Source organism: Bdellovibrio sp. CKG001 (assembly GCF_055397465.1).
Map to the genome: position 1 here is coordinate 3,034,123 of NZ_AP029173.1, position 24,656 is coordinate 3,058,778.

At 50.1% G+C, this 24,656-nt stretch carries 25 protein-coding genes; 9 read left to right on the forward strand and 16 right to left on the reverse strand.

Going from position 1 to position 24,656, the window contains the following annotated elements; translation table 11 throughout:
• Position 1: 1 nt before the first annotated feature.
• The 6 genes from murC to mraY all read right to left on the reverse strand — a co-directional run bounded on the left by murC (position 2) and on the right by mraY (position 6,573).
• A complete protein-coding gene (gene murC / locus ACZ50P_RS14265) occupies positions 2–1,363 on the reverse strand; it encodes a UDP-N-acetylmuramate--L-alanine ligase (RefSeq protein ID WP_464118364.1) in 1,362 nt (453 codons plus the stop codon).
• Positions 1,360–2,436, reverse strand: coding sequence for an undecaprenyldiphospho-muramoylpentapeptide beta-N-acetylglucosaminyltransferase (gene murG, locus ACZ50P_RS14270; protein WP_464131938.1), 1,077 nt, complete (start codon positions 2,434–2,436; stop codon positions 1,360–1,362). The genes murC and murG overlap by 4 nt, the downstream gene beginning before the upstream one ends.
• Positions 2,433–3,578, reverse strand: a complete 1,146-nt coding sequence (gene ftsW, locus ACZ50P_RS14275; protein WP_464118368.1) for a putative lipid II flippase FtsW — start codon at positions 3,576–3,578, stop codon at positions 2,433–2,435. The genes murG and ftsW overlap by 4 nt, the downstream gene beginning before the upstream one ends.
• A gap of 76 nt (positions 3,579–3,654) precedes the next feature.
• A complete protein-coding gene (locus ACZ50P_RS14280) occupies positions 3,655–4,032 on the reverse strand; it encodes a hypothetical protein (RefSeq protein WP_464131940.1) in 378 nt (125 codons plus the stop codon).
• 71 nt (positions 4,033–4,103) lie between these two features.
• Positions 4,104–5,492 (reverse strand): UDP-N-acetylmuramoyl-L-alanine--D-glutamate ligase, encoded by a 1,389-nt coding sequence (murD, locus tag ACZ50P_RS14285; protein WP_464118372.1) that lies wholly within the window; start codon positions 5,490–5,492, stop codon positions 4,104–4,106.
• A 4-nt stretch (positions 5,493–5,496) separates the two neighbouring features.
• Entirely contained in the window at positions 5,497–6,573 is a 1,077-nt protein-coding gene (gene mraY / locus ACZ50P_RS14290) for a phospho-N-acetylmuramoyl-pentapeptide-transferase (protein WP_464118373.1), read from the reverse strand.
• A 200-nt stretch (positions 6,574–6,773) separates the two neighbouring features.
• Here mraY and ACZ50P_RS14295 point away from each other — a divergent pair, with 200 nt between their 5' ends.
• Positions 6,774–7,244: a CBS domain-containing protein gene (locus ACZ50P_RS14295; protein ID WP_464118374.1), complete on the forward strand. Its 471-nt coding sequence runs from the start codon at positions 6,774–6,776 to the stop codon at positions 7,242–7,244.
• 22 nt (positions 7,245–7,266) lie between these two features.
• On the opposite strand, the gene ACZ50P_RS14300 is transcribed toward ACZ50P_RS14295, so the two are convergent.
• Together ACZ50P_RS14300 and ACZ50P_RS14305 are read right to left on the reverse strand one after the other, a co-directional pair.
• Positions 7,267–8,688: a UDP-N-acetylmuramoyl-tripeptide--D-alanyl-D-alanine ligase gene (locus ACZ50P_RS14300; protein ID WP_464131943.1), complete on the reverse strand. Its 1,422-nt coding sequence runs from the start codon at positions 8,686–8,688 to the stop codon at positions 7,267–7,269.
• A gap of 4 nt (positions 8,689–8,692) precedes the next feature.
• Positions 8,693–10,183 (reverse strand): UDP-N-acetylmuramoyl-L-alanyl-D-glutamate--2,6-diaminopimelate ligase, encoded by a 1,491-nt coding sequence (locus tag ACZ50P_RS14305; RefSeq protein WP_464131944.1) that lies wholly within the window; start codon positions 10,181–10,183, stop codon positions 8,693–8,695.
• A gap of 27 nt (positions 10,184–10,210) precedes the next feature.
• Here ACZ50P_RS14305 and ACZ50P_RS14310 point away from each other — a divergent pair, with 27 nt between their 5' ends.
• Together ACZ50P_RS14310 and ACZ50P_RS14315 are read left to right on the forward strand one after the other, a co-directional pair.
• A complete protein-coding gene (locus tag ACZ50P_RS14310) occupies positions 10,211–10,897 on the forward strand; it encodes an alpha/beta hydrolase (protein ID WP_464118377.1) in 687 nt (228 codons plus the stop codon).
• Between the two features lie 89 nt (positions 10,898–10,986).
• Complete coding sequence (locus ACZ50P_RS14315) at positions 10,987–11,853, forward strand: hypothetical protein (RefSeq protein ID WP_464131946.1); 867 nt, start codon at positions 10,987–10,989, stop codon at positions 11,851–11,853.
• Here the strand turns inward: ACZ50P_RS14315 and ACZ50P_RS14320 are convergent.
• The 3 genes from ACZ50P_RS14320 to ACZ50P_RS14330 form a co-directional block, all read right to left on the reverse strand.
• Positions 11,842–12,714, reverse strand: a complete 873-nt coding sequence (locus ACZ50P_RS14320; RefSeq protein WP_464131948.1) for an NAD-dependent epimerase/dehydratase family protein — start codon at positions 12,712–12,714, stop codon at positions 11,842–11,844. The genes ACZ50P_RS14315 and ACZ50P_RS14320 overlap by 12 nt on opposite strands.
• A complete protein-coding gene (locus ACZ50P_RS14325) occupies positions 12,711–13,454 on the reverse strand; it encodes a hypothetical protein (RefSeq protein ID WP_464131950.1) in 744 nt (247 codons plus the stop codon). Before ACZ50P_RS14325 ends, ACZ50P_RS14320 begins: the two co-directional genes overlap by 4 nt.
• 73 nt (positions 13,455–13,527) lie before the next feature.
• Complete coding sequence (locus ACZ50P_RS14330; RefSeq protein ID WP_464131952.1) at positions 13,528–15,111, reverse strand: RecQ family ATP-dependent DNA helicase; 1,584 nt, start codon at positions 15,109–15,111, stop codon at positions 13,528–13,530.
• Between the two features lie 191 nt (positions 15,112–15,302).
• On the opposite strand from ACZ50P_RS14330, the gene ACZ50P_RS14335 reads away from it, so the two are divergent.
• Positions 15,303–16,157, forward strand: coding sequence for a penicillin-binding transpeptidase domain-containing protein (locus ACZ50P_RS14335; protein ID WP_464131954.1), 855 nt, complete (start codon positions 15,303–15,305; stop codon positions 16,155–16,157).
• A gap of 31 nt (positions 16,158–16,188) precedes the next feature.
• On the opposite strand, the gene ACZ50P_RS14340 is transcribed toward ACZ50P_RS14335, so the two are convergent.
• Genes ACZ50P_RS14340 through rsmH form a run of 3 tightly spaced genes read right to left on the reverse strand, consistent with a single transcriptional unit; the run spans position 16,189 to position 19,478 of the window.
• Positions 16,189–18,174: a penicillin-binding transpeptidase domain-containing protein gene (locus ACZ50P_RS14340; RefSeq protein WP_464131956.1), complete on the reverse strand. Its 1,986-nt coding sequence runs from the start codon at positions 18,172–18,174 to the stop codon at positions 16,189–16,191.
• A gap of 1 nt (position 18,175) precedes the next feature.
• Positions 18,176–18,511: a histidine kinase gene (locus tag ACZ50P_RS14345; protein ID WP_464118386.1), complete on the reverse strand. Its 336-nt coding sequence runs from the start codon at positions 18,509–18,511 to the stop codon at positions 18,176–18,178.
• Entirely contained in the window at positions 18,492–19,478 is a 987-nt protein-coding gene (rsmH, locus tag ACZ50P_RS14350; protein ID WP_464118388.1) for a 16S rRNA (cytosine(1402)-N(4))-methyltransferase RsmH, read from the reverse strand. Before rsmH ends, ACZ50P_RS14345 begins: the two co-directional genes overlap by 20 nt.
• 47 nt (positions 19,479–19,525) lie before the next feature.
• Here rsmH and ACZ50P_RS14355 point away from each other — a divergent pair, with 47 nt between their 5' ends.
• From ACZ50P_RS14355 to hpt, 3 genes are read left to right on the forward strand one after another with little or no spacing between them, the layout of a single operon-like run.
• Positions 19,526–20,614 (forward strand): hypothetical protein, encoded by a 1,089-nt coding sequence (locus tag ACZ50P_RS14355; protein ID WP_464131958.1) that lies wholly within the window; start codon positions 19,526–19,528, stop codon positions 20,612–20,614.
• Positions 20,615–20,632: 18 nt separating this feature from the next.
• Positions 20,633–21,421 (forward strand): uracil phosphoribosyltransferase, encoded by a 789-nt coding sequence (locus ACZ50P_RS14360; RefSeq protein WP_464131960.1) that lies wholly within the window; start codon positions 20,633–20,635, stop codon positions 21,419–21,421.
• Positions 21,422–21,440: 19 nt separating this feature from the next.
• On the forward strand, positions 21,441–21,971 hold the full coding sequence (gene hpt / locus ACZ50P_RS14365) for a hypoxanthine phosphoribosyltransferase (RefSeq protein WP_464118392.1): 531 nt from the start codon (positions 21,441–21,443) through the stop codon (positions 21,969–21,971).
• 70 nt (positions 21,972–22,041) lie between these two features.
• Here hpt and ACZ50P_RS14370 read toward each other — a convergent pair whose 3' ends face one another.
• Both ACZ50P_RS14370 and ACZ50P_RS14375 read right to left on the reverse strand, forming a co-directional pair.
• Complete coding sequence (locus ACZ50P_RS14370; protein WP_464118394.1) at positions 22,042–22,527, reverse strand: hypothetical protein; 486 nt, start codon at positions 22,525–22,527, stop codon at positions 22,042–22,044.
• A 163-nt stretch (positions 22,528–22,690) separates the two neighbouring features.
• The gene (locus ACZ50P_RS14375; protein ID WP_464118395.1) at positions 22,691–23,242 is read right to left on the reverse strand and encodes a TMEM165/GDT1 family protein; all 552 of its coding nucleotides are present in this window, start codon (positions 23,240–23,242) and stop codon (positions 22,691–22,693) included.
• Positions 23,243–23,658: 416 nt separating this feature from the next.
• Between ACZ50P_RS14375 and ACZ50P_RS14380 the strand changes: the two genes are divergently transcribed.
• Both ACZ50P_RS14380 and ACZ50P_RS14385 read left to right on the forward strand, forming a co-directional pair.
• Entirely contained in the window at positions 23,659–24,135 is a 477-nt protein-coding gene (locus ACZ50P_RS14380; protein ID WP_464131963.1) for an SCO family protein, read from the forward strand.
• The gene (locus tag ACZ50P_RS14385) at positions 24,132–24,590 is read left to right on the forward strand and encodes a copper chaperone PCu(A)C (protein ID WP_464131965.1); all 459 of its coding nucleotides are present in this window, start codon (positions 24,132–24,134) and stop codon (positions 24,588–24,590) included. The genes ACZ50P_RS14380 and ACZ50P_RS14385 overlap by 4 nt, the downstream gene beginning before the upstream one ends.
• Positions 24,591–24,656 lie beyond the last annotated feature (66 nt).

The following is a 24,656-nucleotide window of genomic DNA, read 5'->3' on the forward strand; positions in this document are numbered from 1 at the left end:
CTTAGAGGTGATTAAGGACATCCAGTCCTAGCTTCCAACCATCTCCGGCACCGAGGGTGACAAAGACGTCGCCCTCTTTCAACATGCCCAGAATCTTCTGCGTCGCCTTTTCATCGCGCACAAAATAGTGAGCATGTTCATGCTTCATTTCCTGCGCCAGCTTTTCACTGGTCACACCAGGAATCGGGGCTTCACCCGCCGGATAGATATCCGTCAGAAGAACTTCGTCAGCTTCCATGAATGCCGTGGTGAAATCATGCCAGCAGTGCTGCGTGCGTGAATAACGATGCGGCTGGAAGAAAACCACCAGTCGCTGCTGCGGATACTTCTCACGGAAGGCCTGCAACACGGCACGCACTTCTGTGGGATGGTGTCCGTAGTCGTCGTAGATCTTGATGCCTTTTTTCTCGCCCTTGAAGTGGAATCGCCGATCCACGCCTTCATAGCGCTGAAGACCTTTGGCACAAGTTGCAAACGGAATCCCCGCAGCCACCCCTGCACAGATCGCCGCCACTGCATTCAGGGCATTGTGACGTCCCGGCACCTTCAGGTTGAATTCGCCCACCAGATGTTTCGTCCCCAGCAAACGGTCGTTGCGATGAACGGCATAGTGACCTTGTTCACCGGACACAACCAGATCGTTCTTTTCATCAAAACCATAGAACAAAATACGCTTCGGGAAATTTTCGAATATCTGACGAACCAACGGATCATCCCCGCACACAATCACTTTGCCATAAAAAGGAACTTTCAAAGCAAAGTCGTGGAAGGATTTCTGCACATTTTCAAAAGTTTTGAAATGCTCCAGATGGTCCGAATCAATGTTGGTGATGATGGCGATTTCCGGGGACAGCTTATGGAAGCTTCCATCGGACTCATCGGCCTCTGCCACCAGCCATTCGCCCGAGCCCAGCATCGCTGTGGACTTGATCAGCTCAAAACGTCCGCCGATCACGATCGTCGGGCTTAAGTTCGCCTCCAGGAAAATCGCGGAAGTCATGGAGGTGGTCGTCGTCTTGCCGTGCGTTCCTGCGACTGCGATGCCGCGCTTCAGTCGCATGATTTCGGCCAACGCCTCCGCGCGAGGAATCAGCGGAATCTGACGAGCGCGGGCCTCTGAGATTTCCGGGTTTCCGTACTGAATCGCACTGGAATACACCACCACATCCGCATCCCCCACATTGGAGGCCGCGTGACCTTTGAAAACTTTGACTCCCAGTTCTTTCAGTCGCTCCGTGTTGGCATTTTCGGCCATATCACTGCCAGAAACTTTCGCGCCGATGTTATGCAGAAGTTCCGCAAGACCGCACATACCGATACCACCGATACCGACGAAATGAAATTTAGCGTGCTGTAGTTTCATTGCAGAATTTCCTTTGCGATCACCGTCGCAGATTGAGGGATATAGAAACTCTTTATATTCTGAACCATCTGATCACGCAAAGCTTTATCACCGCGCAAAGATTGGACTTCTGAAATCAACCTTTCCGGGGTTAAATCTTTCTGCAGAATCATGCGGCCTGCGTTTCTCTCGACCAAACTTTCAGCATTCTTCTGCTGATGATTGTCCGCAGCGGGCAGTGGAATGATGATCGGAATAATCCCGAAGGCCGCGGCCTCCGCGATGGAGCTAGCCCCACCCCGACAGACGATAATATCGGCCCACTGATAGTACTTGGCCATATCGTAAATGAACTCAAACGGCTGCACCTCACAAGGCGCCCCCTTTTGATATTTCTCAGTGATGGCTTTGATATCGGCTGACCCGACCTGATGAACCACAGAAAGATCCTGAACCCAGGCTCCTCCCGCCATCACCGCATCACTCAGACAGTTATTCAGAACTCGTGACCCTTGACTGCCGCCAAAAGCCAGCAGGTGGAACTTTTCGTTCTGAGAACTTTGATGTACAGCACTTTCGATTTCCGCACGCACCGGCATACCGGCTTGTATGATCTGACTGTTCTTCAAATATTTCTTGGCTTCTGCAAAAACCACGAAACACTTGTCCACGAAGCGGGACAAAAGACGGTTGGCCATCCCCGGCATCGCATTAGGCTCCCAAATCGCCGTGTTGAAACCAATAATACTGGCAGCCAGCACAAAGGGACCAGAAGCGTAGCCACCCACCCCGATCACATAAAGGGGTTTCAGTTGCCCCAGCAAACGAACGGATTGCCACAACCCCACAGGGATCTTGAGCAAGGTTTTGATTCTTTGCAGAGGGCTTTTTACGTTTAATTTTCCGGATTCAATAAAGTGCAGTGGAAAGCCTTCGCGGGGGACAATCTTCCCCTCCAGGCCCTGGCTGGTCCCCACGAAATGGATTTCCAGTTCAGGATCCAGTTTCTGCAACGCCCGGGCAATCGCAATCCCCGGATAAATGTGTCCGCCAGTTCCTCCCCCGGCGATCACGATGGTTTTCTTAGAAGTCATTTATTATTCACCTTTGATGTCGTCCAACGAGAACCGAAGCGACGGGAAAACTTGTCCTCTTCAAATGAGTTCTCTATGTTCAGAATCAGACCAAACATAAAGCACAAGGACACCAAAGAACTACCGCCGTAACTTAGGAACGGCAAGGTCAAACCTTTGGTCGGAAGCAAGCCCATCACAACACCCGCATTGATAAAGACACTCAACCCAAATGTCACTGACAATCCCAAAGCCAAAGCTCTTTTGAATGGCTCCTCAGCTTTGACCGCAATCTGCATTCCCCGGAAAACCACAAATCCGTACAAAGCCAGAATCAAGACAAATCCGACAAAACCCATTTCCTCACCCAGCACAGCCAGTGTGAAGTCGGTGTGAGCTTCAGGAAGGAAGAACAATTTCCCCTGACCCTGACCCAATCCCGCCCCGGTCAAACCACCGGAATGAAAGCTCAGCATACTTTGAATCACCTGAAAGCCTTTTTGTGCCGGGTCCGCCCACGGATCCAGGAAGGCCAACACACGCGCTCGACGATAAGGAACTGACATCACCAGGAAGTAAAAGGCAGGGATCAAAACCGCCACCGCTGCGGCGATGTACTTCCACTGCAGACCGAAAGCGAACAACAAAGTCACACCCACCATCAAAATAATGGCGAAAGTTCCAAAGTCAGGCTGCTTCAGCAAAAGACCCAACGGGGCGATCATGGCAAGAATAAGCCAATGCCACTTCACCCGACCCAGGAAGTTTTCCTGACGACACAACAAACTGGCAAACCAGACACTGAACGCAATCTTCAAAAGTTCACCCGGCTCAAAACGCACACCGAATGGCAACTGGATCCAGCGAATCGCTCCACCCACTCGAACCCCCAGGCCCGGAACAAAGGTCGCCAACACTCCCAAAGTTGCTGCCAGCCACAAGGCCCAGCCGTATTTTTCAATGTAGCGGAAAGGAATGTGGATAGTCCCGATCAGAATACCCATTGCAAGAACCGCAAAGATCAGTTGTCGCTTGAAGAAGAAAAGACCGTCCCCGTAGGATTCGATCGCGAAGATAAAGCTGGATGAATAAACTTGAACAAGACCTATTCCCAAAAGAGTGATGATGGCAAGAAACAGGCTGCTGGACAGATATCTCAACATAAAAATGGACTCCCGACCTTTAGTTTAATCAGGAATCCATTTTATCGTCTATGACTGGTAAAAAAGCTGGACCCGATTATTCAGAGACAACTTCAGCGTCAGATTCTACTGTTTCCGACTTGGCTGGAGTGGCCGGTGCGGACTTCTTGGGCGCGGCCGCTCTTCTTTCGGAGCGGTTGGCCGTAGCACAGCAATAGATGACACCGGAATGGTCAGAAGAGTTTTTGTAATTAGTCACAGTGAAGTTTCTGCTGGAGTCACAGCGCTTGGCCATAGACATGCTTAGCTCCACATCCAGATCCGGGAAAAGATCCCCACTGACAAATTCGCAGTACATACCGGAAGAAGCAGCCAGTCGTTCACGCTCTTGCTGGCGAGCTTTGAATGTTCCGGAAGCACAGCCGGAAAGAATTAAAGCGGAAGTGGGAATTAAAAATAGAAAATGACGAGACACAAAGCCCTCCTGGCAGATTCATGTGTACATACTCAAAGGGCCTCATCCTCGAGGCCCTTTGCTTGTTTTTATCAGTGAAACTTTCTCACGATTTCTTTGAAATAATCGCCGCGTTCTTCAAAACTGTCAAACATGTCAAAGCTCGAACAGCCCGGAGACAGCAGAACCACATCGCCAATTCTCGACTTTTGGTAAGCGATCAAAACCGCCTCCTCAAATGTACCGATCAGGAAGGTTTCCGAGAAGTCACCAAGGTCGCGATTAATACGTTCTTTGGCTTCCCCGACCAAGATCAAGGTTTTCACCTTGCGTTTTACGGATGTGCGCAATGGCTCGTAGTTCAGATTTGTATCCTTACCACCCGCGATCAGGATCACGTTTTCATCAAAAGTGTCCAGGGCACGCAAAACCGCATGCACGTTCGTAGCCTTGGAGTCATTGTAGAACATCACGCCGCCCACCTTACGCACATATTCGATGCGGTGTGGAAGACCCGTGAAAGTATTGATAACTTTCTGAACCGCCTCACGAGTCGCCCCGTGTTCGCGGGACGCCAGAATCGCCGCCATGATGTTTTCCACGGAATGTTTCCCGCGCATTTTCATGCCTTTGATGCTGAAGCTTTCAATCTCAGGACCCGTGCGAACACGGATCTCATCGCCGATATTCACAGCACCACCGATATTCATGATTTGCGGCTCCAAAGCCGGTTTGCGGGAGAAGTAGAAAATACGACCGCGCTGAACCGCCGGGTCACGTGCCAGTTCAACCACGGCATTGTCATCCGCATTCAGGATGCTGGTTGTTGCCTGGTTGGTGTTTTTGAAGATACGGCGTTTTGCATTGACGTATTCTTCCATGGAGCGATAACGATCCAAATGATTTTCCGCCAGATTCGTGAACACGATATTGCCCGGATTGAAGGTGTCACAGTGTTCAAGCATGAAGCTGGAAACCTCTGCAATAACAACCTGAGCTCGGTCCTCCAGGCGCAGGTAATCCACGAGCGGCTTTTCATTGGCACCGCCCACCCATGTCTTAACACCGGACTCTGTCAGGATCGCCTCAGTGATTTTTGCCACTGTGGTTTTCCCGTTAGTTCCTGTGATACCGATGATTGGTTCTTTGATAAAGCCTGCAGAGAATTCAAACTCACCTGTGATTTTGATTCCTTGAGAACGCGCATATTCAAAGATTTTCAGATTGCTGGGGACACCCGGGGAAAGAATCACCAGATCCTGAGCAATGAAAGTCTTGGGACTGTGTCCGCCCAATTCAAACTTGATTGGCAAATCACCCAGTTGTTCCAACTGCGCAGACAATTCAGGCTTGGATTTATGATCCGTCACAGTCACTTGCGCGCCATGTTTGGTCAGGAAATGCGCCAAGGAAACACCTGTTTTCCCCAAGCCCACAACCAAAATGCGCTTATCTTTTAAATCACTATACTCTTTATACATTTTCTTACCTCAACTTCAGAGTGGCCAAACTTAAAACCGCTAACAAAATAGAAATGATCCAGAAACGAACGATGATCTTGGTTTCCGTCAAACCGCCCAACTCAAAGTGGTGATGAATCGGAGCCATTTTGAAAACCCTTTTCCCGGTCATTTTAAAGGAAATCACCTGAGTGATTACAGACAAGGCTTCCACCACGAACACCCCGCCCAAGACAAGCATAAGAAGTTCATTTTGAGTGATAACAGCCATCGTGCCCAGGAATCCACCCAAGGAAAGTGAACCCACATCCCCCATGAACACCTGCGCCGGATAGGCGTTGAACCACAAAAAGCCCATACCTGCCGCCACGATCGTGGCCGCCACAGGAGTCAGCTCCCCGGCACCCATCACGTGAGGAATTTGCAGATAATTCGCAATAGAGAAGTGGCCCGTCACATAGGCGAACAACCCCAGGGTCGCAGCCGAGATCATCACCGGCACAATCGCCAGTCCATCCAAACCATCCGTCAGGTTGACGGCGTTCGCGGTTCCCACAATCACCAAAGATGCAAACACGACATAGAAGTAACCCAGATCAATCGACACGGACTTAATAAAAGGAATTGTCACAGCCGTGCTCATACCGTGGAAGTGCACCAGCGCTGCCACCACCAGACCACTGATCAAAAATTCTCCGGCAAGACGGATTTTTCCAGACAGACCCTTGGAGTTCTTTTTGCTGACCTTGAGCCAGTCATCCATGTAACCGATCAAACCAAAGCCCCATGTGACGATCAAAACGCCCCACACCAAGGGGTTCATCATATCGACCCATAGAAGACATGGGATCAAAGTGGAAAGCAGAATCAATCCACCACCCATGGTTGGAGTGCCGGCTTTCTTCTTGTGGGTCTGAGGACCATCATCGCGGATCGCCTGACCAAAGTGCTTCAACTGAAGACGTTTGATAAAGTGTGGTCCCCACATCCAGCAAAGCAAAAATGCCGTGAAGAAGGCGATGAAAGTTCTGACGGTGATATATCTGAAAACATTCAGCGGCGAGAACTCATCTGCCATTGAATAAAGCCATTGATAAAGCATGTTGTGAAGATCCCCTGTTGCGACCTAAAAATTAAAATATTTCAGGAACTTAAAGGATTTAGCACATTCGCCAGCCTAAAATCAAGGAAAACTTGTTAAGTATATGATTTCACTTGGTTTTATATAATCTCTGATAGATGACACAGGTCATGTTCTTAACCTCAGGAAGTGCTAGACTGAGTACATCTAAGGAGGTCGTTGTGAAAATTGCTCTGAAAGACCATATGACAAGAAAGCTGATCACTGTGAACAAAGATGCCCCGGCAGCCGAAGCTCTTCGTCTGATGAATAACTATTGGATTCGCCATTTGCCCGTGATGGATACAGATGAGGACTATATCATCGGTATGCTTTCTGAGCGCGATCTTCTGCGCTCTCCCAACCCCGACACTCCGGTGTCTCAATTGATGACTTCTCCGATTAAGACTTTCCCTATTGAAGCGCCAATGAAAAGTGTGGTCGATGCCATGATCGAAGAAAAAGTTTCTGCATTTCTGATCACTAAAGAAGAAGAAGTCGTCGGCATCGTGACTTCAGAGGACATGCTGGTTTTATTGGATCAAATTCTAAAAAAAGATGAATCTTCGGACGCCCCTTGGGTTCTGGGGGATTTGTTCGTAAATCCCCTTCTGCAAAGAACCGCCTATCTGGTCGGCCAAACAGGCGTCTAAAAAAGAAGCGGGAACCTTTGGATTATTGCTTTTCTGCGAAGTCCAAAGGTTCACAAGGAAACACGAAGCGTTCCAGCTTGGTTCCACGCGAGGCTTTTACGACGGCAATGTCGTCTTTTTTCAGGAACTTTGCGAGATCCTGACCCGCACTTTCCTGGTAGTCTTTTTCAACCCACGACGGATTCTTATACCCGGCACTGGACAGGCCTTTGGAAAAGGCCTCCGCATCCTCGCCGATAAAATAGACCTTATCAAAACCGGCTTTCCCCACCCAAGTGCCCAACTCTTCATGCAATGCAGCTGACGCCGGTCCCAGTTCGCGCATTTGACCGAAGACCCCCACTTTGCGCCCTTGCACGGACAACAATTTCATATTGTCGATCAAAGCCTTCATGCTGTCAGGGTTGGCGTTATAGGCATCAAAGATCATCTGCGCGCCGGATTTTAAATGCACCAACTGATTGCGACCCCAGTTCGTTTTGCAAGCTGGAAGTCCCGCCCACACCTGTTCCGGAGTCAATCCCACCGCCAGACCGATAGAAGCTGCCGCCATCAGATTGGTCAGATTTTGCGCACCGAAAACCTGAATGCGCGCGGTGTTTTCAACACCCCCAATGCTTCCTTTGACTGAAATCTCGTTCATGTTCATCGAAGAGATCATCAGATGCACATCCGCGCGAGGGTCTTCAGAAGAGAACGTCAAAATCCGGGCCTTCGGGAACTTCTCGCGCGCTTTGACATACATGTTGTGGGTCTGCGCATTGTCCAGGTTGTAGATACGAATGGTCTTGTCACCGGCCGCCTCATAGATTTCCTCTTTGGCTTCGGCGATCTTTTCAATTGTTCCGAAGAACTCCATGTGCGCACGCCCCACCATTGTACAGACAACGACGTCAGGTTCAGCAATGTGCACAAGTTCGGTCAGCTCACCGGCGTGATTCATCCCCATTTCCACGATGGCGACATCTTTTTTGGGATGAAGCTGCAACAGTGTGAAAGGCACGCCCCAATGATTGTTGAAGCTGCCTTTGTTGTAGTGAACGTCCATCACTGAACCCACCAGAGCGGCCGTAAATTCCTTGGTTGTGGTTTTCCCGTTAGAGCCGGTGATCCCCACAATGCGCGCTGAGGACTCATGACGAGCCCAATTCCCCAGTTGCTGCAGGGCCTTCAGCGTATCGGGCACCAGAAGAATCGTGACTTTGCTTTTTAAAGAGGCCACCAAGGGACTTTCATTATGCACCAGAAGTGCCGCAGCCCCCTGCTCCACCGCTTTATCCACAAAGCTGTGGGCATCAAAGGCCTCGCCTTTTAAAGCGATGAACAGCTGACCTTGCAGGTTCATGCGAGTGTCGGTGCCGATGCCGGAAAACTGCGTATCCTTTTGACTTAGAACTTTGGCACCTGTGACTTTGACAATTGTTTGCAGATCCATTGCTCTCATCGCACTACCTTCCTTGCAAGGCCTCTTCGGCCACTTTCACATCGCTGAACGGGAATTTCTGAGTCCCAATAATCTGATAGTCCTCATGCCCTTTGCCTGCGATCAGAATCACATCCCCGCGGCGAGCTTTCTTCAAAGTTTCATGAATCGCCTCTTTGCGATCCACAATCGTTGTGGTTTTATTTTTTTCACCGCCTGCGACCCCGGCCAGAATATCCTGAATTATGGTTTCCGGATTTTCCGTACGCGGGTTGTCCGAGGTGATGACAACTTCGTCTGAATACTTCAATGCCATTTGCGCCATCAACGGACGCTTGCCTTTGTCACGATCCCCACCACAACCGAAGATAGTCCAGATGCGAGCTTCTGACTGCAGACTTTCGCGAACCTTGTTCAACGAAGTCAGAACATTTTCCAAGGCGTCCGGAGAATGGGCATAATCGACAAAGACTGAAAGGTCCTTATTGTTCGGCACTGACTGCAATCGACCCGGCACACCCGTGAATGAATTTAAAGCTTCGACACAGACACTCAAGGGCAGACCGGCCGACAACCCCGCGCCCAGCGCCGCCAGCGCATTCATCACATTGTGAACACCTGACATTGGCAGCTTCACTTCGCTTTCCCCCATCGGAGTCCAGACTTTAAAGTGTGTCAGCGCAAAGTCCATTTTGATAATTTCATAGCGAATGTCCGAGTCCTTGGCACCATAGGTCCAAAGCACCGCGGGGTCAGCCACGCGCAAACGACGGCCATACTTGTCGGCTGTGTTGATGATGGCAAAACAAGGACGCTTGTGAGTCTTCCACAGAAGATCCGTGAACAGACGCTGTTTGGCCTCAAGATAATTTTCCATCGTATGGTGATAATCCAAATGATCGCGGGTCAAATTAGTGAAAATCACCGTATTAAAGGGAACACTGTCCACGCGCTTTTGATCCAAGGCATGAGAGGAAACTTCCATCGCCACTGCCAGGGCCCCTTCGGCCCGGAACTCGCGCAAGCGGCGCTGCAGGAACACCGGATCCGGCGTGGTCATCTCTGACGGCCAGACTTTTTCACCCAAATGATGATTCACAGTCCCGATCACTCCAGTGGGAATTTTGCCATGATTCAAAATGGCTTCGGTCATGTAAGTCACTGACGTTTTTCCATTGGTCCCGGTCACGCCGACACAGAACAACTCTTGCCCCGGGTCCCAATAAAACCGACTGGCCAAAATATCCAGGACTTCGCGTGAGTTGGCAACCTGCAGGACGACGCCTGCAAATTCCGCCGGAACCTGACTGCGGTCCTCCACGACAAGAGCAGCAGCGCCTTTGGCAACCGCATCCGGCAAAAAACTGTGACCGTCTAACTTGCTGCCACGAATGGCAACAAAGACCGAGCCCGGCGTCACCAGACGAGCGTCATTGAAAACCCCTGTCACTTCGATATGAGCAAATGCGTTTTCAGGAATTCCCGGAAGAATGGAAAAGAGATGTTGCAGTTTCACGCACTAAGAGTAACTTAGGACTCAGATATGAGACAACTCGGAAAAATACATTGCCAAGAAATAAATCGCGACGACGATGCGCCCTGGGTCATCTGTTTCCACGGCTATGGCGCTGACGCCAACGACCTGTTTTCGCTGGGAGAAATCATTTCCACCAAGAAACCCTTCAACTGGCTTTTCCCAAATGGAATCTTGGAAGTCCCGATTGGCCCGGCTTGGACGGGGCGCGCCTGGTGGTCGATTGACATGATGGAGATTCAGCGCGCACAAGAGCGCGGTGAGCATCGCGACTTCAGCAATGACACTCCCAAAGGAATGTCCAAGGCTTATGACATGGCCATGGAAATGATTAAACAGCTGAAAGTTCCATGGAACAAAATCGTTCTGGGTGGCTTCAGTCAGGGCGCCATGCTGGCGACCGAGCTTTATCTGCGTGCCCCGGAAACCCCGGCGGGACTTGTGATCATGTCTGGCACTTTGGTGCATCAGGATGAATGGAAGAAGTACGTTCCCCAGCGTGCGGGCCAAAGATTCTTCCAAAGCCACGGTGAATACGATGCCGTTCTGGGTTTTAAGCAGGCACAGAAACTTGAGACCCTTTTGAACCAAAACGGTATGAAAGGTTCCTTGGTGGGCTTCCGCGGAGGCCATGAGATCCCGATGCCGGTTCTGATGAAAATCGGCGACTATCTCAACTCGGTGACCTTGCCGTAACCGCTCTGTCGAAGACTTTGACACCCTGGGGGGCCAGAATCAATAGGACCTCAGGGATCGTGGCACCGAGCTTGCTGTTAAAAGCCTCTATGCTTAAACGCCTTTTAGCCTGCCTTATTCTGACTTTCGCTTGGACCTCAACGGGTCATGCTTTCGGCGTTGCGGAGAAGGCCTCAGCCCTGGCAAAGATGAGCTCTTATCAAGACGGCCCCAATTGCTTCAACACCTCCCTGCGGGCCTTGGGCTACACCGACACACCACTTTACGCTTCCAGCGCGGAAATCAAATACCATCTGAAATACCACTGTCAGGAAGTCCCTTTAAGTTTAAACAATCTCGAACCCTTGACACTGCTGACTTACAGCGAAGATGGCCATTTGATTCACACCGCTGTGGCCGTAAGCGCGAAGAACATCCTGGAAAAAAACAGCCTGTATGGCAGCAAACATCAGGAAGTTTTTGGCGATCCCGCGCCGGGAAAATATCTTTTGCACGCGGTGAAAGAATCCATCTTTTTCAGTCAGATTGATAATAAAGAAAGCGCCCAGGCCAAGGCTTACCGCTGCCAGGACCCAGCCCAGGTATTAGCGCAGCAAACCGAATTTGAATCAGACGACAGCGTTCGTCGCCTGAAAGAATTCCTGATATTTATCGGGACATTGCAGACCGTCCAGAACAAGTCCGAACTGACAAAGAAGATCAACACCGAGCTGCTGCAGAAGTTCAGTTCCCTGCGTATCAAGGAAGCACTGGAGTCCACGTCGCCGTCAACTCAGAAGGAGCACTATCGTCTGAGTCTTGCAGAATCCCTGGCCTATCAATGGAATCTTCTAAATTGCTCGGAGGCTTACATGAAGTACGACGAATGTTATGCCCCTGAGATGCAAAGATCGATTGATACTTTGGAAGCCTTCTATCCGCAAATCTTCCGTTTGCGCGAAAAGCTACAGCTTTGAAAAATAAGTCTGCAGCAAAGGCACCAACCATTGCTGATGCAAAGAGGCCGTAAAACCTTCCCGTGACGCCTTGTCCACATTCATGTACCAGCTTGATGGGATGCCGAAGGGTGAGCCGACACCCCCACCTTCCTGCGATAAGAGTCTGGCCGATGTTCCGGTGACAACCTCAATTTTATGAATCAAGTCCCTGAGTGAAAAGGCATCAGCCGACGCAAAATTGTAGGGGCCGGTCTTTTTATTTTCCAGCAACCACAACAAAGCTCTGGCTGCATCCTCGGAGGTGATAAAAGAAAACTCAGCATCCAAATTAGGATAGTAGATCGCCTCTCCATTTTTCACCGCCCGCACCTGCCCCAGGAGGCGTTCGGTATAGTCATCTTCACCCACAACAACCGGGAAGCGCGCACAAGCTACCGGGAAGGCCGTCTGAGTCGTAAAAACATGCTCTGCCGCGCGCTTTCCTTCGGCGTACTGTTCAGCCGGATTTGTCGCCTTGCGAGGCCGATAAGATCTGGCATCAAAGGCCGATTCCGGCAGATTGGCGGCAAAATCATAAACCGACATGGTTGAGGTCATAAGGTAATAAGAAATTTTTCCAGCGAACAGTTTCACCGACAACTCTGCATCGTGAGCGGTCATGCAGACCTGATCCACCACAACATCAAAAGTGTGTCCCGCCAACACGGCCGACATCGCCGCCTCATCCCCGCGATGAGCTTTCAAACGCTGCACTCGTGAGCCAAAATCATCCGGCACATTCCCGCGCGAAAGCACGGTGACCTCATGGTTTTTCTCAAGCAGCTTATGAACAAGACGGCGGCCGAAATAGCGGGTTCCACCCATAATCAGAATTTTCATCGCAGGTACTCCTTTCTCATTTCCGCGGCACACTTCTGCATACTGGAAATATCCGCACTGGCTTTTAAAATAGCCTCGATCCGCTGTGAGTCCGATAACGGCAGATCTTTATAAAGATAGCGCAAACCAAAATCATGTTTCTGAGGACTGTGACGCAAACGCAGTGACTGAACAAACATCCCCACAAGGCGTTGATAAAACAAGTATGTGTCGATGTATTTGCCGCGCAGGGATTCCTTCAAAAAAGTCCTGTACAGAACTTCAAAATGGGCCTGCTGAAGTGGACCAAGTGGCGTTGCTTTCTCAAAGGTGGTCAGGGCGGAGGCTCTTTGCAGGATGCCGGACTTATCCCACAGAATATCAGCCTTGCCATGCCGATCCTGATTAAAGAACTCTGCCAAATCCTGCGCCTGATCCGTCACAAAGATACCGAAATCCACATAGTAGAAGTCCGGTGTGCCTGACAGAATATAGAACTTCTGAACAAAACCTTTCCACATGGCAGGCCCTGTGACAGGCCAGATGCGCTCAAGACCATAATGGCTCTGCAACGTGTCTTCCACCGCCTGAAAGATCCGCTCTGGATGCAATGATACGACGACCATATCGGTGTCTGAATAGACATCCTCGCTGCCCGTTGCACGCGAGCCCCCCAGCCAGGCGGCGTCCGCTTCGACTAAAGAGTTCAATGCTGCTTTTAGTTTTTCTACCAGTTGTTCCCGCTGAAAAGAAGTGCTCATACCCTATGATCGGCGAGCCCCGGGGGATTCACCAGCCCCGGTTATCAAGTACTGCTAATTGAAACCACAGGATCTATCTGTGCTGACCCAGCTCTGCCAGGACATCCCAGCCAAACTTTTCCAGCTTGGCGTCTCCGATACCATAGATGTTTCTCATCTCATCCAGATTGCGCGGATTCTTCTGTGCCAGATGCCTTAGGGTCTGGTCACTGAAGACCACAAAGGCCGGAGCATCCAGCTCTTTGGCTTTTTCTTTTCTCCAGCGCTTTAGCTGTGCCAGACGCTGCTCCTGCATTTCGTCCAAAACAATATCCTGGGCCCCGCCCTTGGCTTTTTTCGGTTTCGCAACGGCTTTGATTTTTTCAACAGCGATATCCAGCTTTTCCAGCGGTGTGATCACTTTTTGAACCTTCCGACTGGAACGGGCATCACAACTGTCACAGTGCCCGCAACGTTCGATACGTTGGGAATCCTTGTAATAAGTCAGAATCTCAGCATGGCGACATTCACCACCTTCAGAGTAATTCACCAAGGCGTCCAGGTTTCTCCAGCGCGCATCCTTGATATGATCCGGAGCCTCTGAACTGTGAATAAAATACGACTGCAAGCCCTTGTCTTTCTTTGCATACAAAGTCAGACAGGTGGATTCCTGCCCATCACGACCGGCACGCCCCATTTCCTGATAAAGGGCATCGATATTCGCCGGTATCTGGAAGTGAATGACCAAACGCACATCCGGCTGGTCGATCCCCATACCAAACGCATTCGTCGCCACCAGAATGCGCAACTTGCCTTCAGCATAGGCCTCCTGAGTCGAGTTGCGCTGCTCTGAAGTCAGCCCGGCATGATAGAAGCCCACCTGTGCACCGAACTTTTTTTGCAGGAAAGCCGCAATACTTTCCGTGACCTTGCGCGTACCGCAGTAGACAATAATACGCCCCTCGGGTGTCTGCTTGATCCCTTGAAGCAACAAGGCCATCTTCGCCTCTTCGTCTTCGCATAGCTCGACCTGATAAAACAGATTGGAACGATAGAATCCGTGAACCATGCGTTCGGGCTTTTTAAGCTGCAATTGTTTGGAAATATCATCCAAAACAGTCGGCGTCGCCGAAGCCGTCAATGCCAGCACCGGAACATCCGGGCAGAGCTTTTTTAAAATACCCAGTTGAGCATACTCTTCACGGAAATCATGCCCCCACTGCGACACGCAGTGAGCCTCGTCTATCGCAAACAGCCCCACCTGACGAGCCTGCACCCAGCGGTGAAAACCCTCTTTCTGCGCGCGCTCTGGCGACAAGTACAGCACGAAGGCCCCGCCCTTGTTGATCTCCGCGAAGACCTCACGCTTGTCGTCATCTGATTGCCCTGAGTGCAGACACCCTGCAGGAATGCCATAACGGCGCAAAGAAGCCACCTGATCCTTCATAAGGGCGATCAGTGGCGAAATCACAATCACCAGTTTTTGCATGACCACGGCGGGATACTGATAACATAAGGACTTTCCGCCCCCTGTCGGCAGCACCGCCAAAACATCGCGACCAGAGAGAACGGCAGAAATAATCTCCTGCTGACCACGTCGGAATCCGGGAAGATTGAAGTATTTTTTGAGCTGATTTTCCTGCGGATTGACGGCAAATTCCATAGACGACACTTTCATGCAAAGCTCCTTTGATAGCAACAAGATTGCATGGCTAATTTTGCTGCTGCGCAAGCCTTCCAGCAAAATCCAAACACCGCTATAAACCCTTGAAAATCCAACGGAGTTTCCTTCACTTCCGAATTTCAGACAGGAATATGCGAGACCTTTAAATGGAATTATGAGACGCTGAAACCTCTCAAGGAGTTGACATGAAAAGAAATCTTCTAATTTCACTATTCATATTGACTGCAGGGTGCTCATCTCCGGCCCCCGTAGGCAAAGCCGCTGCCACGGCTCCGCCGGTCAAAGCTGATCCGTATCCCGGCAAGGCTGTGTGTTTTTTGCTGATTGATGCACAAACAGGACAGATTCAAAAGTCCGTGAACGAAGAAAACTGCAACATCCAGCTTCCGGCCTGCTCCACCTTCAAGGTGCCTCTGGCGGTGATGGGCTTTGATTCTGGAATATTAAAAAATGAAACCACCAAATTTAAGTGGAATAGACAAAAGCATTCCATCGAAGCCTGGAATCAGGATCAAACGGCGGCGTCCTGGATGAAAAATTCCACGGTTTGGTATTCACAGGTTCTGACCGGAAAATTGGGCTATGAGAAGCTGCAAAACTATCTGCGCAAATTCGACTATGGAAATCAGGATCTTTCCGGTGGAATCAAAACAGCCTGGCTGACACCGGCTTCGTTTATTAACGAAGAAAAAGGATTTTCCCTAAAAATTTCCGCCTTTCAGCAAACCGACTTCTTGAAAAAACTTTTGTACGACAAACTTCCAGCCAGTAAACAATCCCAAGACCTGACCAAAAAAATCATCTTCCTGGAAACCACGCCAACAGGGAATAAATTCAGCGGAAAAACCGGCTCTGGCTATACCGACTCGACACTGAAACGCCGTATCGGCTGGTTTGTCGGGACACTCACCACCAAAGATCATCAATATGTCTTTGCCACAAATTTCACGGACACCGTGGATGTTGAAAATGGCGAATTCGGAAGCCGCTACGCCAAAGAGCTGACCATTGAGCAACTAAAGGAAGAAGGCCTTTGGTAAAATAAAAAAGGACTCTTGCGAGTCCTTTTTTTTATTTCAAGATCACCGTGATTTCCTTGTTTTCCGGAAGCTGTGATCCCGGAACAGGCTGCACATCACTGACCAGTCCCTGCCCCACAAATTTCACCTTCAAATCCTGCCCGCTGACCCGACGAAGAACCTCGCGAGTGCTCATGTTCAGAAGATTGGGAACTGTTTCACCGGTGGCCACCTCAGTCACTTTATCCAACTCGGCTGCCGTGATGATTGCCGGCGCCACAGTCACTTTTTTGGCCGGTTTTGGATTTTCCGCGGCGATCTTGCGTGTTTTCGGATTCACTGTCGATTCTTCGGCCAGCGGCAATGGGGCAATGCCCTCTTTGCGAACCGCATAGGAGGCGACTCGCGAGAACACCGGCGCCGCCACTGTCGAACCATAATAGGACTTACGCGGAGAATCCACAGCGATGTAGATCACAAATTTGGGATCATTCGCAGGAATAAATCCGCCAAAGCTGGATACATAAACACCCTTCAAGTAACCTCGGCCATTGGGGTTGACCTTCTGAGCTGTCCCAGTTTTACCCGCCACCATGAAACCATCAACACGGGCATTGCCGCCGGTTCCACCCTTCGTCGTAACCCCCACCAACATGGCCCGCATCTGAGCGGCCTGCTCTGGGGAAAGAATTCGGCGGATGGGTTTAGGCTGAGTTTCCACCAGTTCCCCGGTTTCGGCATCGCGCATGGACTGAACGATGTAAGGCGTGTTCAACACACCACCGTTGGCAATCGCCGCAAACGCGTTGGCGATCTGCAATGGTGTGGTGGAAATACCGTGACCGAAAGAGATATTACTAAGCAAATGCTGTCTCCAGGGAAGAGCCTGCACCATCCCGCGTGCTTCGCCCGGAAGATCCACACCCAAACGCTGGCCAAAGCCGAAATCCAAAAGGCCCTGACGAAGTCGTTCCTGCCCCATTTTAAAGGCGATCTTGGTTGTACCAACGTTGGAAGACACTGCCAGGATTTCTGACACCGTCAGATCTTCAAACTTTTCTCTGGTTTCAGCTTCCCGGATGATACGATCACCCACTTTGAAACTTCCCTTTTCACAGTAGAACTTGCTGTTCGGCTGAATCAGTCCATCGCGCAATGCCGCCGCAATCACGAAGGCCTTCATCGTAGAGCCTGGCTCAAAGGCGTCAGTGACAATCTTATTGCGACGATATTCTGCCGGGGCTTTGGCGGCTTTATTCACATCAAAAGTCGGAGCCGACGCCAGCGCCAGGACCGCAGAAGTCTTGGCATCCAGAATCACGCCCACCGCATGGTCGGCTTCAAAGGTGGAAACGGCATTGGCCAATTCACTTTCAAGCCGATACTGCAGATCAGAATCCACGGTCAGCTTCAGTTCACTTCCTTCCGGATTTTCAATGAACATCAGACCGTCATTAATCAAGGGACGGCCACGGGCATCACGCTTCACCATCACTTTTTTCTTATTTCCTGTCAGAGCCTGATTATAACTGAGCTCCAAACCCTCAAGCCCCTGACCTTCACTGCCCAGGAAGCCCAAGGTTTGAGCCAGCAGGGTTTCATTCGGATAAACCCGGCGCCATTCTTCAACAAAGGACAAACCACGAATGTCCCAGGATTTGATTTCATCGGCTTTGTCCTGCTCTAACATGCGCTGAATCCACACAAAGCGACGACTGCCGTCTTTGATTTTGCTGTAAATGGATTCTGGTGATTGGTTCAGAACTTTCGCTAACTTCTTAGCCACCTGTTTGCGATTTTCCAGAATTTTCGGATCGGCGTACAAGGAATATGCCGCCGCCGACATCGCCAGATCCCGGCCATTGCTGTCGACAATCGCCCCGCGACGGGCCGGCAATGAAACCTTGGTTTGAAACTGACGGTTCTGCAAAGAGTTCAGACGATCATTTGGCAAAAATTGCAGATAAGCCGCACGCATCGCCAGCGCGGACCACAGAACCAGAATCCCTACGAAGATGACAACAATACGTGATTTCAAACTACAGATCCTTTTTTGCGATACCTTTTTCAGATACAGAATTCATGTCGCTGGCCAAAGGACCGCCAAGATGAATGATCTGATTTGCCTGTACTTTTTTTAGTGTAAACTTCTGCTGCGCCACGGAATCCAGCAACTGCGGACGAGTGATTTTCGCCAGAGCAATTTCTTTGGTGCGCTTTTCTTCCCAGACTTTTTTGTGTTCGCGGGTCAGTTTCAGAACGCTGTAACCCATGCGACGTTCCTCCATTTGCAGGAAGACGATGGAAAACAGCGTGGAAATGATAAGTAGGATGCTGAAGAACGGTTTTAGCTGTTTAAAGTTTTCCTTGCTCATCCTGAGCACTCCTCTCGAAGATTCTCAATTTCGCAGATCGCGAGCGAGAATTTCTGTCACACTCTTCCTGAGTGGGAACAATTACTTTTTTAGTTACCGTGCGCCCCATATCCTCAGAGGCACGGAAAATATTCTTAACAATTCGATCTTCCAATGAGTGGAAGGAAATCACTGCCAAACGACCGCCCGGATTCAACGCCCGGATCATTTTCGGCAAGGACTCGGCCACCACCTCCAGCTCGGAATTCACTGCCAGCCGCAAAGCCATGAAGTACTTGGTCGCCGGATGATGACCCTTTACCTGCCACCCATCCACACGCTCAATCAGGCCTGCCAGGGCGCTCGTTGTCTGAAATGCTTTGGTTTTGCGATCGTGAACAATCGCACGTACGACTCTGGAAGGGCGATAGACCTCGCCGTACTCTTTGAAGATTCGAATGAGTTCATCCTCAGAAGCCGTATTAATAAGCACCTCAGCCGTCAATCCCTGCTGTTGGTTCATTCGCATGTCCAGGGGGCCATCGTTATAAAAACTAAAGCCTCGTTCCCCCTGGTCTAATTGCGGAGAACTCACACCTAGATCTAAGAGCATCATATCAAAGTTATTTAGATTGTGTTCTGAAAACTGCGAGAAATTACCGTGGATTATCTTTAACTGGCCCTTCTCGACTTCAGTCTGGAAGCGGGTTTGCGCGTAGGCAATAGCTGCCAGATCTTGGTCCATGACCGTGGCTTTGATCTGGGGGTAGGCAAACTTCATCGCCATGTAGTGGCCACCGCGCCCAAAGGTCCCATCGAAGTAACTCAATTCACTTTTGTGTCTTAGAGGATAGAAGGCCCCCAACACTTCCTGAAGCAAAACAGGATAGTGTTCAGGAGAGAATTCAAAAGGAAGCTCGACCTTGGGCGGGATCTCTTCTTCGTGACGTTCAATTTTTTCACCGGATTTGGGCTTATACTTCTTCATGATCGCGCGCTTTCGCTAGTTTGAAATTCCTGTGGGATTTTCAAGGTATGAATTATTCTATTGAGCGTCAAGTCGCTTTGTCTTACCCTGATTGCATGCTTATCAACTGCCCCCGCTGTGGTTTTCAACAACCTGAAGACAAATACTGTGCGCAGTGTGGCGTTGACATGGAGAGCTTCAAACCCGCAACACCACCCCTCTGGAAGCGCTTCTTTGGCAATCCGCTGATTCAGCTCTCATTGGTCGTTGTCGTCGCCGGCGGCGTCGGAATCACTTTGTATCAAAAAGGCCAGCAAAATCTGGAGCGCCGGGTGCAGTACCTGAAGTCCTCTGTGCAGATCAACTCCACCAATGGAACTCCGGATCTTGCTGAGGCTGCTCCGGTGGCCGAGAGCAATGTCGACTCCACGTCGCAATCCTCAGAAGCTGCTGATGGCGTGGTGGATGCCTACAAGGTGGAACCTCCACCGGCCTCGGCCCTGGCTGCGGCACCAACGCCGGGGACCTCGCCGACGCCGGCCCCCGAGACCGACAGCAAAAATCCGCGCAATGTGGCCAGAACCGGCGCCCACCTGATTGTTTATTATGCCGAAGTGCCGCGCAGCCGCTTGAACGCGATCTTTACAGCCAGCAGATCCACCGGTCAGTTTATGAACTTTAACGAATACACCGCCGGGATTCTGCCGGACTTCAAAAAAAATGTCCTGGATCAGTCCGACATTCAGATATTGCACAAAGAAGACCGAACTCTGAGCACCAGCCGCACCCTGCAGTGGTCCTATGCCGCCAAAAACCGCACGAACCCATCCATGGAGATCGGCCTGACGACTTTCTTCGAACTCAGTGATCTTGAAAACAACAGTCTGCGTGGCAATCTGGAGATTCAACGAAACTGGCTGGAGCCTTCCCCGAACGGATCCTTTGAACTTCAACGAAAATCCTTCCCCGCTATTTTTGAAATCGGCGGTGAAACAGGATTCTTTATGTCCGGCGTCCTGCCCCCAGGCTCCGGCATCGACCGCCCTATCGAAGATGATCTGATGAACTTTGAAATCTACAAAATCCTGCGCTCGCCCCGCTTCCGTGCTGGTCAGAGTGAATTTGTGATCTTTGTCGATTTTGAAAAAGGCAATTAAAACACCAAAGGCAACATCATGACATTTCAGCAGGAACTGGCTCATCACTATGGGCCGCAAGTGCATCTTATCGACAATCCTTTCTTGAATGGTCTTCTGGCCCGCCTGTGCTCCCCGGAAACCTTCCAGCCCGAAATCAACCGCATCGTGGAAGTTCTTTACACCCACATGATTTCGATCACGATCAACAATGAATTCCAGATCGAAAAATTCAAGCAAGACACGCGCATGACTGCGGTCCATCCCGAACAAAAGCTTTCCGGCAACAGAGTCCAGACAACACAAAAGGCTGTCAGCGTGAATCTGGCCCGGGCGGGAACTTATCCCAGCCATATCTGTTACAACTTCCTGCACTATGCCCTGCCTGCCCAGAATGTTCGTCAGGACCATATCTTTGCTGCCCGCGTGACAAACAGCAAAGACGCTGTGACAGGGGCCGAGTTTGGCGGCATGAAGATCGGCGGCGATGTCAAAGACGCCCATGTGATCTTCCCGGACCCGATGGGCGCCACTGGAAACACCATGGTGACCGCGATTGAACACTACAAGACCCATATCGAGGGCCCGGCCCGTAAATTTATCGCCCTGAATCTGATCGTGACCCCGGAATATCTGAAGAATGTACTGGCTGCTCATCCGGAGGTCGTAATCTATGCCTTAAGACTTGACCGGGGACTGTCCCCTCAGGCAGTTTTAGAGGCAACTCCCGGACAGTTTTGGGATCAAGAACGAGGCCTGAACGACAAACAATACATTGTCCCAGGCGGCGGGGGCTTTGGCGAAATCATGAACAACTCCTTCGTATAAAGTTGGAGAAAGGACCACCATGACGAATCTTTCCTTGAAACCCTACATCACTGAGGAGCAAATCCAGCAAAAAGTAAAAGAGCTGGGCGCGACTCTTTCCAAAAAATTTAAAAACGAAAAAGTGGTGGCGGTTTGTGTCCTGAAGGGTTCCTTCATGTTCTATTCCGACCTGGTTCGCGCAATTGACGCTGACATCACTTGTGAATTCTTCGGTGTGGCTTCTTACCACGGCGGGACTTCCTCTTCCGGTGAAGTGAAAGTGACTTTGGATCTGGCCAGCCCGATTGAAAACTGCCACGTGATTCTGGTGGAAGACATCGTGGACACCGGCCTGACCATGAACTACCTGAAAAATGCCATCCAGTCCCGCAAACCAAAAAGCCTGACAACAGTGTCTTTGCTGGAAAAACCGGACGCTTTGAAGGTGAAATGCGATATCGACCACGTGGGCTTCAAAATCCAAAACGAATTCGTTGTGGGTTACGGGTTGGATTATCAGGGTTACTACAGAAACCTTCCCTACATCGCGCAAGTTCAGAACTTCCAGTAAGATTCACTGGGATGAAAATAAAAAAGGAGCCCACAAGGCTCCTTTTTTTATTTTCAGAATCGTCTGTTGGTTAGAATGTGCAGTTGATTTCGGCCAGGGCTTTTTCAGAGAAAAGACTTTTCACAGAATCCAGCGCATAGCCCAAGGAAACAACTTTCAAATCCGGACTGACCTTCACCATCATCACTTGATAGTCCTGGCCAGAAGGACCTTCAGACGGCAGTTTTTCTTTTTTAGTCAGAACACCTTTTTTGTAAGTGATGCTTAAACCGGGACGCACCTGCAACACGCCCTCTTTCAAAGGCAGCTTGTCCGCGGGAATACGGATGGAGTCCGTGATCGACGTTTCCTTATCTGACGCCAGCGACACCACCACTTCATCACGGCCTTTTAAATCTTTACGGTTTTCAACCGAGTAACTGCACGAAGTGGCATCCGTCCCCAGAATATTGGAAAACCCCAAAACTTCTGTGGTGGTTTTGCTTACAACAGGCGCTGCCTGAGAGATAACTCCTGCCAAAAGAACAGTGAAGAACATGGTGGTTTGCTTTTTCATAATACTCCCACAGGCTGATAGAACTTAGAAACTGTGAGAGTATAGGAGCCCCAAGCCCCCCTTTCCAGACGCAATAATCGGCTCTGCGAAAAGGGGGAAAGACCTTTTGTTTTCAATCACTTAGGCTTTTGCAAAACTTATCTGTCACCTTTTTATACAGCCCTTAACGCATCAATATGCCGACACCGAACAAAACATACAAAGCGGACGACCCATAGTTGATCCACTTCATAGAGATTTTTTGCGTCAACTTTTCGCCAAAGACCACGGCCAAGCCATCGGCGAACAACATCCCCATCGTGGTGCCCAAAGTGACCAGAGTCAGACTTTGATATTTAGCCGCCAATGCCACTGTGGAAAGTTGAGTCTTGTCACCGATCTCTGCGAAGAAGAACAAAACTGTTGTCGTCCAGAAGGCTCCCCACTTCATATCATTGGTGTCGGAATCATCTTTGTCAGGAATCAGAATCCAAAGAGCGAATCCAAAGAAAGTCAGCGCCAATCCCCAGCTTAACCACTGACTTGGGATCGTAGAGGCGATCCATCCCCCCGCCCAGGCGGCCAGAGCATGATTTAATACTGTGGCGACGAAAATACCACCCATCACATGCCAGGGCTTTTTATATTTTGACGCTAAAACCAACGCCAACAGTTGGGTCTTGTCACCCATCTCTGTGGCGGCGACTAGTAAGAATGAATTGATGATTGCTTCCATCTGCACCCTCGATACAGTTATGACCGTGAGGCTGCTTCAAAAAAGAAAACGAGACCACACGGTGCTTTGTTAAAAACACTCGTGTCAGTCTCGTCAACAGCGGATCTTGAGGATCCTTTGCGTTTAAACCGGAGTTCATCACTCAGTATGTCGGCCTAAACAAAATCTGGGAAGATTTTCGACTACTCCCTAACTACTTGGCCAACCTACGAAAGGCCGAAATGAAAGTCAAAAGATAATTTCCCCGCAGCATGATGTTGCACATGCGATGCTACAGCTTGGCGGAACGCCCCTTTGGGTTTTATATACAAACAATGAAGTCCCTCAAAAAACAAATACTTACCGCTTTCTTTACCGCCGTCCTCGCTTTAGCCGCCTTAGGTGTCGGCTTGTGGTATTCCCAACAAGGCCCCCGGATGGGTGGAAATTTTAGCCTGATTCACGAAGGGAACATGTGGACCTTTTCTGAACACGCAAAACCTCTGAATTTGCTTTATGTCGGCTATGCGAAGTGCCCGGACGTCTGCCCGATGGCTTTAAGTTTTTCCGCACAGGCGTTTAAGATGCTGACCTCCAAAGAGATCTCTCAAGTGCAGTTGATCTTTATCAGTGTGGACGCCAAGAATGACACCGCCGAGTCCGTTTCCACTTATGCCAAACAGTTCAATCCGGAGTTTATCGGGCTGACTGGAACACAGGAAGCCATTGATCTGGCCATCAAACCCTTCGGCGCCACCTATATGGTTGAGGAAAATCCAAAATCCTACCTGGGCTATTCCATCGCCCATACGGATCGTATTTTTATTTTAAATAAAAAAGGCATCGTCGTGGATTCCATTCCAAGCCCACGCTCTGCCGAAGAGATTGTGCAAAAAATTAAGGAGAATTTATGAAAATGATGACTCTGGCCGCTGTGGCCTTGGCATTCAGTCCCGTGGCCTTTGCAGCCAAAGAAACCAAGAACTCACTTAACATCATTGAAGCGCGCATCTTTGCGCCACTGAAAGGCAGCTCGGCGACAGCGGGCTATGGCACCTTCACCAACACCACCGGCAAAGAGGTCGCCGTGACTATCGAAAAAGTGGAGCCGTTTAAAGCCGTGGAAATGCACGAGACGATCGAAAAGGAAGGCCGCATGGCCATGCAAAAAGTGGAAAAGCTGACAATCCCCGCGAAGGGCTCTGTGGATCTGAAACCGGGCGGCAATCACATCATGCTATTCGACCCGATCCGCGAAGTGAAGGCGGATGAAACTTTGAAAGTGACCTTCAAGGTGAACGGCAAAAGCGAAACCTATGACTTCAAAGTCATTCCCCGCGTAAAACCGGAAGGACATCATCATCACTAGAAAGCGGGGGACATTTCATTCCCCCGACGTTCGATCAAGGCATTCTCTACGAGCGACGCCTTTCCT